The sequence below is a fragment of the Saccharopolyspora sp. NPDC049426 genome (assembly GCF_040676935.1).
Taxonomy (GTDB): Bacteria; Actinomycetota; Actinomycetes; order Mycobacteriales; family Pseudonocardiaceae; genus Saccharopolyspora.
This window is the reverse complement of record NZ_JBFAPZ010000003.1, coordinates 339,936-352,247: the sequence shown is the minus strand read 5'-3', so window position 1 is coordinate 352,247 and position 12,312 is coordinate 339,936. Positions and strand designations below refer to the sequence as shown.

12 protein-coding genes are annotated in these 12,312 nt (G+C 68.0%); 5 read left to right on the top strand and 7 right to left on the bottom strand.

Annotation, left to right across the window (positions count from 1 at the left end; all coding sequences use genetic code 11):
* Window positions 1–77: 77 nt before the first annotated feature.
* The 6 genes from AB0J78_RS07795 to AB0J78_RS07770 all read right to left on the bottom strand — a co-directional run bounded on the left by AB0J78_RS07795 (window position 78) and on the right by AB0J78_RS07770 (window position 5,564).
* The gene (locus AB0J78_RS07795) at window positions 78–617 is read right to left on the bottom strand and encodes a hypothetical protein (protein WP_363787897.1); all 540 of its coding nucleotides are present in this window, start codon (window positions 615–617) and stop codon (window positions 78–80) included.
* 3 nt (window positions 618–620) lie between these two features.
* A complete protein-coding gene (locus tag AB0J78_RS07790) occupies window positions 621–1,367 on the bottom strand; it encodes an SDR family oxidoreductase (protein WP_363787896.1) in 747 nt (248 codons plus the stop codon).
* A gap of 20 nt (window positions 1,368–1,387) precedes the next feature.
* Window positions 1,388–2,188 carry an SDR family NAD(P)-dependent oxidoreductase gene (locus AB0J78_RS07785; protein WP_363787895.1) on the bottom strand — a complete coding sequence of 267 codons (801 nt, stop codon included), beginning with the start codon at window positions 2,186–2,188 and terminating at the stop codon, window positions 1,388–1,390.
* An 11-nt stretch (window positions 2,189–2,199) separates the two neighbouring features.
* The gene (locus AB0J78_RS07780) at window positions 2,200–3,531 is read right to left on the bottom strand and encodes an MFS transporter (protein ID WP_363787894.1); all 1,332 of its coding nucleotides are present in this window, start codon (window positions 3,529–3,531) and stop codon (window positions 2,200–2,202) included.
* A gap of 106 nt (window positions 3,532–3,637) precedes the next feature.
* The gene (locus AB0J78_RS07775) at window positions 3,638–4,516 is read right to left on the bottom strand and encodes a polysaccharide deacetylase (protein WP_363787893.1); all 879 of its coding nucleotides are present in this window, start codon (window positions 4,514–4,516) and stop codon (window positions 3,638–3,640) included.
* 37 nt (window positions 4,517–4,553) lie between these two features.
* A complete protein-coding gene (locus tag AB0J78_RS07770; RefSeq protein ID WP_363787892.1) occupies window positions 4,554–5,564 on the bottom strand; it encodes an asparaginase in 1,011 nt (336 codons plus the stop codon).
* Between the two features lie 168 nt (window positions 5,565–5,732).
* On the opposite strand from AB0J78_RS07770, the gene AB0J78_RS07765 reads away from it, so the two are divergent.
* From AB0J78_RS07765 to AB0J78_RS07755, 3 genes are all read left to right on the top strand, one after another.
* Window positions 5,733–6,788 (top strand): LacI family DNA-binding transcriptional regulator, encoded by a 1,056-nt coding sequence (locus AB0J78_RS07765; RefSeq protein ID WP_363787891.1) that lies wholly within the window; start codon window positions 5,733–5,735, stop codon window positions 6,786–6,788.
* 552 nt (window positions 6,789–7,340) lie between these two features.
* Complete coding sequence (locus AB0J78_RS07760) at window positions 7,341–8,093, top strand: SDR family oxidoreductase (RefSeq protein ID WP_363787890.1); 753 nt, start codon at window positions 7,341–7,343, stop codon at window positions 8,091–8,093.
* Between the two features lie 88 nt (window positions 8,094–8,181).
* Window positions 8,182–9,507: an aromatic acid/H+ symport family MFS transporter gene (locus AB0J78_RS07755; RefSeq protein WP_363787889.1), complete on the top strand. Its 1,326-nt coding sequence runs from the start codon at window positions 8,182–8,184 to the stop codon at window positions 9,505–9,507.
* A 32-nt stretch (window positions 9,508–9,539) separates the two neighbouring features.
* Here the strand turns inward: AB0J78_RS07755 and AB0J78_RS07750 are convergent, their stop codons facing one another.
* Window positions 9,540–10,769 carry a PAS domain S-box protein gene (locus tag AB0J78_RS07750; protein ID WP_363787888.1) on the bottom strand — a complete coding sequence of 410 codons (1,230 nt, stop codon included), beginning with the start codon at window positions 10,767–10,769 and terminating at the stop codon, window positions 9,540–9,542.
* A gap of 122 nt (window positions 10,770–10,891) precedes the next feature.
* On the opposite strand from AB0J78_RS07750, the gene AB0J78_RS07745 reads away from it, so the two are divergent.
* Entirely contained in the window at window positions 10,892–11,473 is a 582-nt protein-coding gene (locus AB0J78_RS07745; RefSeq protein WP_363787887.1) for an EthD family reductase, read from the top strand.
* Window positions 11,474–11,515: 42 nt separating this feature from the next.
* On the top strand, window positions 11,516–12,271 hold the full coding sequence (locus AB0J78_RS07740) for a glucose 1-dehydrogenase (protein ID WP_363787886.1): 756 nt from the start codon (window positions 11,516–11,518) through the stop codon (window positions 12,269–12,271).
* Window positions 12,272–12,312 lie beyond the last annotated feature (41 nt).

The following is a 12,312-nucleotide window of genomic DNA, read 5'->3' as shown; positions in this document are numbered from 1 at the left end:
CCCGCAAACGCAGGGGGTGCCCCCCGGGTGCTCCGCGAGCGGGCTGTTGCTGGTGAACCGTTCGGTGACGCGTCGGGCTACTCGGTGATCCGGAAATCGTGCAGCGCGGTTGCCCAGTGCGCCAGCAGCTCCGATGACTCGTAGGGCGTTCGCAGAACGGGTTTGGCGTTGGGCAGCTTGTGCGAGTGCGCTCGGTGGGCGTCCAAGACGATGGTTTGATCGTGGAGCTTCAAGGTGCAGGTGTGCAGCCGCGTCCAGCCGGCCTCAACAGCTGCGGCGCACCAGACGGCGGCAGCTTCGCGGGTGACCGAGAAGGGCAGGACCCGTTCCTCTGGGCGGGGTGAGACCGGCCCAAGGGTCGGCACCAACGTCCCGTAGCGCCGAGTCAGAGCTCGTACCGCTTCCGACAGCGATGGTGCGAAGCACCATCCGTCCTGGCTTCTCCAGCGCACGCCGCCGCCGGGCCACGTCATGACCGCGACCCGGCGGGCGGCACTGCGACCGTGCGAGCGGAGCAGCGCTGTCAACGCTCGGGCACGCCGCTCGGCCGCCCCGGGCTGCAGCGGTGCGATGCGTTCCGGCCATCCGGCCTGCGTGCTCCCACAGGTTCCGCACATCGCCTACACCATCACGTCGCCGCTGTTGGGGCCCAATGTTTGACCGGTGTAGAGGTTGCCGCCCGGGTGGGAAGCGAGCAGGACGGCAGTGGGGGCGACTTCCTCGGGAAGTCCGAATCGGCCGAGGGGCAGTTCGGCCTCCTTCGCCTGCTTCCAGTCAGGGCTCAGGCCGTCGATCAACGGTGTGGTGATCGGCCCGGGAGCGATCGCGTTGACCAGCACGCCGTGCGCGGAGACTTCTCTGGCCAGCGCTTTGGTGAAGCCGATGACGCCGGCTTTGGCGGCGCTGTAGTGGGTGAGTCCCGATCCGCCCTTCTGCCCCAGCTGCGAGGCGATGTTGATGATCCGGCCGCACCCGGCGTGGAGCATGTGCGGGACCACTGCGCGGCAGGTGAGGAATACGGAGGTGAGGTCGACGTCGATCATGCGTTGCCAGGTCGCCACGTCCATGTCGACCAGCGGTACCTCGGTGAGGATCCCGGCGCAGTTCACCAGGACGTCGATCCGGCCGACCTGTTCGATCTCGGTGTCGATCAGCGCCTGCACCGCGTCGGGGGTGGTGAGGTCGAGCACGTGCCGCGTGCCGGCGAGATCGGATGCCGTTCGCCCCAGACGGTCCGCGTCCAGGTCGGCGAGTGCGAGAGTGGCGCCGGCTTGGGCGAAAGCGGTGGCGATCGCTGCGCCGATCCCGCTGGCGGCGCCGGTGATCATGCAATGGCGTCCGACCAGCGATCCGGTGGAGGTGGTCATCGCGGTCCTCCTTTCGTGGGTCAGTCGGGGAAGCGGACGGTGAGCCCGCCGTCGACGATCACTTGTTGGCCGGTGATGTAGGAGGCGTCGGCGGAGGTGAGGAACCGGATCGCCCGCGCCACCTCGTCGGCGCGGCCGACGCGCCCGGTTGGGATGCTTCGCCCGGCCTCGGCGAGTCCGTCTGGTCCGAGCGAGTTGTCCGCGTCGAGCGATTGCGGTGTTTCGATGAGTCCGGGGATGACCGCGTTGGCGCGGATTCCGCGTGGTGCCAGTTCCACGCTGACCGAGCGGATCAGGCCCAGCACACCGGATTTGGCCGCCGCGTAGTGGGCGTGGTCGCCCCAGCCGTAGACGCCGCCGGCGATTGAGGACACGGCGACCATCGCGCCCCCGTCGTGCATCTTCTCCGCCGCGGAGCGCAGCAGTCGAAGGACTCCGGTGAGGTCGACGCTGAGCATGTCGTCCCAGCGGTCGTCGGTCATCGCGGAGATCGGGGCCCGGCGCAAGATGCCGGCGTTGGCGACAGCGATGTCGAGCCTGCCGAATTCGCCGATCGCCGTATCGACGAGGGTGCGCACCGCTACCGGATCGGTGACGTCCGCGGCGACGGCGAGCGCGCGGCCTCCCGCGGATTCGACATCGGTGACCGCAGCGGTGGGGTCGTGCGGGTCTCCCGGGTGGTAGCCGAGGACGCTGGTGACACCGGCGCGGGCATAGGCCAGCGCGAGGGCGCGACCGATTCCGCTCGCGCCACCGGTGATCACCGCGACCTTGTCGGCGAGACCGTCATCACGGGTGGTCGGGTTCGCGACGGAGCTCATGTGGCTTCTCCTCAGGTCGTGGTCGTGGTCAGCGGCGCAGCTGATTCGTGGGGAGACCCCTGGTTGACCTTGCGGGTGCCCAACATCGCGATGCTGGAGCCGATCAGGCCCAGCGATCCGGCGCAGAAGGCCGCGAACGTCATCGAGTACCCGGTGCCGACGAGGGCCGAAAGCAGCGCGGAGCCGACGATCGCGCCGACCGGACCCATGATGTGGGCGGTGTTGGGGCCGATGCCGCGGACGTGGGCGGGGAATGACTCGCCCATGTAGAACAGCAGCGCGGCGTAGGGGCCGGTGAGGAAGAACAGGCCCAAGGCGTAAAGCGGGATGACGGCGGCGACCGGGCCGAACAGCATCACCGTCATCACCACGCCACCGATCAGCCAACCGACGATGATCGTGGTACGTCGTCCGATGCGGTCACCGAGGTAGCCGTGGAAGAGATAACCGGTGAACCCCGCGGCGTTGGCCAAGATCAGAACCAGCAAGGCGTTGTCGAACGACACGCCCTTGGCTTCGGTGAGCACCGTGGTGCCCAGCACGGAGAAGACCTGGATGGCCATCCAGTTCAGCAACCACGCCGCCGACAGGCAGACGGTGTGCATGCGCAACCCCGGTGCGAAAACATCGCGCACGGTGCCTGCGCGCTCGTCCTCAATGCCCGCCGCGGCCGCCACCCGATCGGCCTCGTCCGAGCGTCCCTCACGGCGGAGCTTCCGCACGTGCCGCATGTTCACGAATACCGGTGATTCCGGCAGTCGCCAGGCCAGCAGGACGATCACGATCGCCGGGAACGTGGCGAACAGGAACACACCGCGCCAGCCGATCGCGGGGAGGAATGCCGCCGTGAGCGCGGCACCGAGCAACGCCCCCACCGGCCATCCACTTTGGACGAAGCTGTACATGAAGCCCCGCTTGCCCTTGCGGCCGTAGACCTCGTTGAGGTAGACGCTGTTCACGACTTCTTCGGAGTATCCGAGCCCGGAGAACGACCGGACCAGGACCATGGCGACCTTTCCGCCCGCGATCGAGCTGACCCCGGAGGTCAGGGCGGCGCCTGCGGTGGTGATCATCAGGGCGGGTTTGCGGCCCAGGCGGTCGAGCATCGGGCCGACCGCGAGCGAGACGATGAAGGTTCCTGCGGTGACCCAGGTGGCCACTGCGGTGCTCTCAGCGGAGCTCCAACCGAAGTCGATGGCGATCTCGGGGAGCAGGGTCCCGAACAGCGTGTGGTCGAAGACGCTGAACACCCAGGCAAAGAAGCAGACCAGCGAAACTCTTCGAATCATTCGGGCGCTCAGCGGTGCGCCGCCGGGCGGCAGGACGTCGGGTTTTTCGGACATGGCAGGACTCCGTGTGGGTGACGCGGCGGATGGCGGGAGCCGCGGTGTGCGAGGGGGATCGTGAAGGCGACGGGGGCGGGAGGGTGTCGCCTCCACGGAGGCGAATTCAGCGGCGCGGGTTGCGACGGAGGAAGTCGTCGGCGATCTCGTCGAAGGTGACCCAGCGGACGCCTTCGTGGCTTCCGATGTGGTCGATGAGGCGCTCGTGCATGAGCAGGTTCTGCGGGCGCCCGGAGACGTCGGGATGCACGGTCATCGTGAACACCGCGTAGTCGGATTCCCGGTAGACCCAGTCGAACTGGTCCCGCCACATGACTTCGAGATCACGCGGGCTGACGAAGCCATGGCTGTTGGGGCTGGCCTTGACGAACATCATCGGGGGCAGGTCGTCGAGGTACCAGGAGGCCGGGATTTCGACCAGGCTCGTCTGGTGCCCGCGCTCGAGCGGCTTCATCCAGGTCGCCGCCGGCTGGTCGTAGTCGATCTTGGACCAGGAATCACCGACCCGGACGTAGTACGGCTCGAAGTCTCGGTGCATGAGCGAGTGGTCGTACTTGATGCCGCGCTCGAGCAGCAGTTCGTTGGTTACCGGGGAGAACTCCCACCACGGCGCGACGTAGCCGGTGGGGCGGCGGCCGGCCCGCTTCTCGATCAGGTCGATGCAGTGGTCCAGGATGTCGGACTCCTGCTCGCGGCTCATCGCGATCGGGTTCTCGTGGCTGTAGCCGTGGACGCCGATCTCGTGACCGGCCTGCACGCACGCGTCGAACTGCTCCGGGAAGGTCTCGATGGAGTGCCCCGGCCAGAACCAGGTCGTGGGAAGGCCGGTGCGGCGGAACAGCTCCAGCATTCGCGGGACGGCGACCTCGCCTGCGAACAGGCCGCGCGAGATGTCGCAGGGTGAGTCTTCGCCGCCGTAGGACCCGAGCCAACCGCCGACCGCATCGACGTCGACCCCGTACGCCACGAGGATTTCCTTGGCCATGACGCTCACTTTCCTTCCGTTCGTGATCGGATTGCGTTCAGCTGCTCGCGGCCGCTGTGGACACCACGCGGGCCTCGCGCAGCCAGGTCAGGCATCGCCGTGCGACTTGATCGGGCTGCTCTTCGCCCGAGAGCGCGGTGGCCAGCAGCAGGCGGGCCTGCCAAGGCGAGAGGTCGCCGGCGAACACCGCACCTGCCGCCGCGAGATCGGCACTGCCTCCGGCGTAGAGGCTGGCGACAGGCCCCGCGCCGGTGCGGCTCGTGATCAGCACGGGAATGCCGTCTGACAGCAGTTGCAGGCAGGCCCGCGTGGTCTCGGGCGTGGTGTTGCCGGAGCCGAAGCCGGCCACCACCAGACCGCGCATGCCGTTGGCGACCGCGTGGTGCAGCCACGACGTGTCAGCGCCGAGGTACTGCCCGGCGATGTCCACCCTGGGGAGATCGATGGTGCCAGGTGGCAGCAGCGGTACGCGGGGAGTTGCCCCCTGCACGCGCACGCCGGCCTCGTCGACGTGACCGATCGGTGCGCGGCCCGGCGCGGAGAACGCCTGGAGCGCGAGGGCGTGAGTTTTGCGCACACCTACGGCCGGCAAGACCTCGTTGCCGAAGGCGACGGTGACTCCGGTTCCCCGTGCGTTCGGCTCCGCCGCCCAGCGCAGCGCCGCGGCGAGGTTGCGCGGGCCGTCCGGCGCGGGGTCGTCGAACGGGCGCTGCGCGCCGGTGAGCACCACCGGTTGCGGACCGGCGTGCGCCAGTGCGAGCAGGAAGGCCGTCTCCTCGAGCGAGTCGGTTCCGTGCGTCACCACCACACCGTCGGCCCCGGCCGCAGCGGTCCGAACGGCCTCCACCAGCGCGAGCACATCCGGGATCGTCGCGGCGAAGCTGGTGACGCCGGTCAGGTCCCGGGCGTCGATGTCGAACTCGGTGAGGGCCCAGACGTCCTTCGCGGCTCCGAGCAGCTCGGCGGCCCCCACTTCGACCCGGCGGCCGTACGGGGTGCTGCGGGTGGCGATGGTGCCACCCGTACCGAGCAGGGCGAGATGCTGCACAGTTCCTCCGCTAACGATTGCGCTAACGATTGCGTAGAATGATGCGTGTGACCCAGCGCGCAGTCAAGGGAGAAATGGAGACGTAACGGAACCGACCCGGGGCTGCTCGGCAGCCGATGGGCAACAATGACCTTGAACAGCGCCGTTGCGAAGGGGAGCGAGACGACAGTGAGTGGTGGGATTGCCGACTTCGGGATGCCGGACCCGAGCGGGTCGGAGGAGAGTCCCTCGCGGCCCCCGACGCTCGCCGACATCGCTGAGGCCGCTGGTGTGCACGCCACCACCGTCTCCCGGGCCATTCGCGGTGGTGATGGGGTGGGACGCAAGACGGCCGAGCGCGTCCGCGCGGTGGCCAGGGAACTGGGTTATCTCCCGAACCCAGCGGCGGCCAGCCTGCGCACCGGTAGGTCGAGCATGCTCGGCGTGGTCGTCCCGCGGCTGACCGACATCGTGCTGGCCACGATCTACGAAGGTATCGAGAGCGGCTCCGCGGCAGCCGGCTACCAGACCGTCGTCGCCAACAGCGGCGATGACCGCGAAACGCAGCGGGTGCGGGTCGAGACCTTGCTCGCCGCCAGGGTGGGGGGATTGATCCTCGGCGACGCGCGCAGCGATTCGGGCTTGGTCCACGAACTGATCGACCGCGGGAGCAAGGTCGTGCTCACCTCACGGCGATTGCCTGGAGTCCTCTCGGTCACCTGCGACGACCAGCTCGGCGGCAGGATGGCGGCCGAGCACCTCATCGAGCTCGGGCATCGCCATCTCGCCGTGATCGCCGGCGAGCCCTACGCCTCGACCGGGGTCGAGCGAACCCAGGGCTTCCGGGACGTCTGCGCGGAGCAGGGCGTCGTCCTCCCGGAGACGCACGTGCTGGAGTCGCGGTTCGACGTGTGCGGAGGCAGGGAAGCCGCTGAGATCCTCCTGCAGCTCGATCCGCGACCGACCGCGCTGTTCGCCGTCAACGACTTCGCCGCGATCGGTGCGCTGGGCGCGATCCGAGATGCAGGCCTGCGCGCCGGAGATGACGTGGCGGTGGTCGGTTTCAACGACGTGCCCCTGGCGGCCGAACTCGCCGTGCCGCTGAGCTCGGTTCGCTCTCCCATGTGGGAGATGGGTTTCGAAGCCGCTCGCACCCTGATCCGCCTCATCAATGGTGAGGAGTGCGAATCCCTCGCCCTCGCGCCGCAACTCAAGGCCCGCGCATCGAGCCTGGGCTCCCGATGAGGTTCAGGCGTTCGAAGCGCTGTGGAGCGCGCGGGTCTGGGAAGGCCGGGGAGCGGCCCGGCCGACGCGGCGACACCGCCGTGCTGCGGCCTGCTCAATCCCGCGCCCTACCCCGATGTCTGAACGGCGTTCGGTGACGTCCTGGACTCAGCCGCAGGTCGAGTTGCACAGCTTTTCGAGGCGGTTGGCGCGAAGCCAGTTCTCGTCGACCATCACGCGCTCGTCGTTCAGAATGACGGCTCTCATCTCAAATCTATTATGATGATTCCAAGCAAACCACTTGTGCTTCGGCGGGCCCGAGATCATGCTGGTGCCGAGAACCCGATGATGTGGAGACCACTGGAGGATCGGTGACGACGAGAGGGCAGACGGCCCCGCGGCGGGACCGCGCGGGCTCGCGTTGGTCGCCTGCTTCCACGGCGTCTCGCGCATCGCGACGGACGCCCGGGCCATCTTCGGCGAGTGCCGGTACGTCTTGGTCCACGACGGCGCACCAGCTGCGACTCCGGGAGAAGGCGATCGCGATGCAGCAGACCGTCCGGTGGGTGGCCGATGTCTGAGCCGACAGCCGTCGTCGTCACCGGTGCCGCGCAGGGGATCGGCGCGGCGATCGCCCAGCGCTTCGCGGAGTCCGGCCACCCCGTCGTCGGCCTGGACCTCGACGCCGATCGGCTCGCCGCGACCGCCAGGTCCTGGCCGGGCGCTGGGCACCACGTCGTGGGAGGCGACGCCGCCTCGTCCGAGGTCGTCGGCCGAGCGTGCGAGCTCGCCAGTGCGACGCCGAGCGGCCTCGGCACGTTCGTCGTGAACGCCGGCCATGCCAAGGCGGGTCCGTCGGCGGACTATTCCGCCGCGGACTGGGACGCCATGCTGCGTGTGCACCTGACCGGCGCCATGGTCGGCGCCCAGCAGGCTGCCGCTCGCATGCCCGAGGGCGGAGCGCTGGTCATGATGTCGTCGCTGAACGGGCTGTTCGGGTTTCCTGGCCGTGCCGCCTACGGCGCGGCCAAGGCCGGGGTGGCCGGGCTCGTGCGCGGTCTCGCCGCCGAGTGGGCGCCTTGGGGTATCCGGGTCAACGGGATTGCCCCGGGTTCGGTGGTGACCGAGCTGTCCGCTGAATTCCTGCGTCGTGGAGTGATCAACGAGGATGACTTCCTCGACCGCATTCCGATGAAGCGGTTCGGGCAGCCGGCCGAGGTCGCCGAGCTGGCCTACTTCCTCGGCACTTCGCTCTCCTCCTACATCGCCGGCGTCGTCGTGCCGATCGACGGCGGCTGGGCCGCTCAGGGGATCGGCGGAAGCTGACTGCACGTCGAATGTCGTCAGTCCCATGATTTCTCTCGCCTCCAGGCTTTTCCGGGGGCGCGATGACTCGACGGTCAAGGAGGACCGGATGAGCGAGGCGCGGGCACCTGCCGGTCGGCGCAGTGGAACGACGGTTGCCGTCATCTGCTGCGTCGCAGTCATCTTCGACGGGTACGACCTGTCGGTTTTCGCGACGACGATCCCGTCGTTGCTCGAATACGAGCCGTGGAGGCTGGAGGCCGCCCAGGCGGGCGTGATCGCCAGCTACGCCTTCATGGGGATGCTGGTCGGTACGCTGATCTGCGGTTTCGCAACGGATGTCCTGGGACGCAGGAAGATGCTGATGTTCAGCATCGCCTGGTTCTCGATCTGGATGCTCGCCTGCGCACTGGCGCCGAGCCCGGAGCTGTTCGGGCTCTTCCGGCTCTTCTGCGGGATCGGGCTCGGCGGCCTGCTGCCCACCGCTCTCGCCCTCACGGTGGAGTTCGCGCCACGGGACCGGCGCAACCTGTTCAACGCCTTGGTCAGTTCCGGCTTCTCGGTGGGAACGATCGCGGCCTCGCTCCTCGCGCTGATGCTGATCGAGCCTTTCGGCTTCCGGATGATGTTCGCCCTCGGGGGCGTCGCCGCGATCGTGCTGCTGCCCGTCGTCCACTTCGCCATGCCCGAGTCCGTCGGCTTCCTGGCGGCCAAGGGCCGGTTGAGGGAGGCCCGCGAAGTGGCGGAGCGCTACGGCCTGCCCGAGCCGGCTGAGGGCGTCGAGCGGGACGCACGACGGGTGAGGCTGCGAGACCTGGGCCGCCGGCCGCTGCTCTTCGTGGCGGGCGTGTTCGCTCTGACGACCCTCATCGGGCAGCTGTTCATCTACGGGTTGAACACCTGGCTGCCCCAGATCATGCGGACGGCCGGGTATCCGCTCGGCTCCGCGCTGAGCTTCCTCGCCACGATGAGCGTCGGGGCCATCATCGGCGCCACGGTCATGTCGTGGTTCGCCGACCGCTTCGGTCCGCGCCGCATCGCGTTCTGGGGCTTCGGCATCGGTGTGCTCGCGCTTCTCGTCATGAGCATGAGCCCGCAGATCGTCGTCCTGTACGTCGCGGTGTTCCTGGCTGGTGTGGGAGCCAACGGAACCTCGGTCATCCTCAACGGCTTCGTCGCGATTTGGTTTCCGGCCGCGGTACGGGCCACCGCGATGGGGGCGATCATGACTGTCGCTCGGATCGGCGGGATCATCGGCCCGATCATGGGTGGCCTGATCGTCGGCGCCGAGCTGCCCTTCCAGTGGAGCTTCTACGCCTTCGTCGTGCCGGCACTGATCGGGATGTGCCTGATCCTGACCCTTCCGCGACGCCATCTCGATGGACGGGGATTGGCGGAGCCGGATCGGCCGAGGAGGGCGATGACGTCATCGTGAGTCGCCCGAGCGGGGTCGGGGAGTGGACTCGTTCATCTGCCGCCGGAGTGATGCTGGTGGTGGGGGCTGGCGGCTTTGCGGGTGTACATGTCGAGGTCGGCCGCGTGGAGCAGGTCGGCGGCCGGCGTGGTGGAGCTGGTGGTGGCAGCGAGTCCGATGCTGGCGGTGAGTGTGATTTCGTGGCCTGCGACGATGAGGTCGGTGTTCAGGCGTCGTGATACATCGTCGCGGAATGCCCTGGACGCGTTGATGTCCGGCTTGTTGGAGACGACCACGAATTCGTCGCCACCGAGGCGGGACACCGTGTCTCCAGGGTGGACGGCGTTGAGGAGTTCGTCGGCGGTGGTCGTGAGGAGTTGGTCACCGGCGGCGTGGCCGTAGCGGTCGTTGACGGGCTTGAGTCCGTCGACGTCGGCCAGCAGTACTGCGAGGACGCCGCCGTGCTGGGGGAGTGCGTGGAGCTCGTGGTTGAGCCGGTCCATGAGCAGGGCGCGGTTGGCCAGGCCGGTGAGCGGGTCGTGCAGTGCCATGTGCGCGATGTGGCTGTCGCGCATCTCCTCGTCGCCGATGGTCTCGTACTGGGCGACGAGGTAGGCGGGCTCTTCGTCGGCTCCTCGGACGAGGTTGATGCGGATGAGGGCCCAGATGGGGTATCCGTTCTTGTGCCGGTAGCGCTTTTCGGTGCTGGCGGTGTCGATGTGGCCTGCGGCCAGTTCGGCGAGGAGGTCCAATCCGGAGGTGTCGTTGGGGTAGGTGAGGTCGGTGAAGCGCATGGCCTGCATCTCGTCGCGGCTGTAGCCGACCATGTCGCAGAGCTTGTCGTTGACCTCGAGCCAGCGGCCGGTGAGGTCGAGCATGGCCATGCCGATGGGGGCGTTGGCGAAGGTGCTGCGCCAGCGCCGCTCGGCTGTGCGGCGTTCGGTGATGTCCTGGTACTGCACGAGGACGAACTGCGGCACGCCGGCGGAGTCGCGGATGAGAGCGAAGTCGACCAGGACCCAGATGGCTGTGCCGTCGGACCGCACGCCGCGCCGCTCCTGGGTCAGCTTCTCCACGTCACCGGTGATCAGGCTACTGATCATGTCGTCGTCGACCGGTGAGTCATCTGGATGTGTGAAGTCCCCTGCCGAGCGGTGGAGCACGTCCGCGAGGTCGTAGCCGAGGAGCTGGCAGGCCGCGGGGTTGGCGTAGATGACCCGGGCCTGCAGATCGAGCGCCGCGACCGGAGCCGCAGCTTGCTCCAGGATCAGCTGCCATGCCACACCGTGGGGCATGGCTGAGCTCGGCATAGCCACTGGGCAACCGTAACGGCGGCACCCTCTTGGCACGCACAGGTGTCATTCTGCCGGGTGAAGATCGTCCGCTTCGGATCCTCTTGAGGGCAATGATCAACTCGTTCTGGGCCGCACAGCTTCGCTTGCGCTCGGCCGAGCTTTCGAGGAACGCGCCCTCGGAAGCAATCGGTGACTATGAATATCAGGAATATCTTGACTCTTGTCGCAGCTCGGGTGATCCTGGTTGCAAGTCACGCCCTGCGGCTCTCCTGTCCGGCGCCACGTTCGTCCAATGTGGAATGGTATGCCCGGCGCTGCGGGTCCTCGAGGCGCCGCGGGATGGTCGCTGCGCAATTCCCCCAGGCAGAAAGGCGAATCCGATGTATCGGCTCACGGCGATTTACGATCATCCGTCCGACCCCGAGAAGTTCCTGAAGCACTACCGCGAAGTGCACGCGGTTCTGGCGACCAAGCTGCCGAAGCTGAGGAACTACGAATGGGGCGTGACCGAACTTCCGGACGGATCGAAGCCCGCGCACTTCCTGGTCGCGGTCCTGGACTTCGACAGCAAGGAAGACGCCCTGGCGGCCCTGCAGTCGCCGGAGGGAGAAGCCGCCTCGGCCGACATCGCGAACTTCACCACGCCAGACGCGTTCCAGATGTCCTTCTCCCAAGTCATCAAGGCGGCCTAGGGCTGTTTCAGGACCCACACTCCCCACCTTTTCAAGGAGCCCATGGTGGACAGACTTCAGGGCAGAGTCGCCCTCGTCACCGGTGCCGCGAGCGGCATCGGCAGGGCGACCGCTGAGCGTTTCGCGGAGGAAGGCGCGGCGGTGCTCGTCACCGACATCCAGGACGTTGCCGGCGAGGGAGTCGCGAACGGGCTCAGGGAGTCGGGATCCCGGGCCGCTTTCCTGCACCACGACGTGGCCTCCGAGGAGTCGTGGCAGGAGGCGATCGACCACGTCGTCGCGGAGTTCGGAGGGCTCGACATCCTGGTGAACAACGCCGGGGTCGGGGACGTCGCCCCGCTCGAGGAGACGACGAAGGAGCAGTACGAGCGGACGATCGCCGTCACGCAGACCAGCGTGTTCCTGGGCATGAAGGCGGCTGCGGAGCAGTTGAAGGCGTCCCGGTGCGGCTCGGTGGTCAACGTCAGTTCGATCTACGGCGTGGGCGGCGGGTTCGGCACCTCGCCCGGTTACCACGCGGCGAAGGGGGCTGTCCGGCTGCTCACGAAGAACACCGCCATGCGCTGGGTCGGCGACGGCGTGCGGGTGAACTCGGTGCACCCGGGGTTCGTGGACACCCCCATCCTCGAGAACGTGAAGGGAACCGAGATCGAAGCGGGCATGGTCTCGGTGATGCCGATGGGCCGGCTGGCTCGGCCGTCCGAGATCGCCGCCGCCATCGCCTTCCTCGCCAGTGACGATGCCTCGTTCATGACCGGTTCGGAATTGCACGTGGATGGCGGCTACCTGGCTCGCTGACCTCGCCGCCACCGTTCCCACGCGGGGTCCTCGAGAGTGCT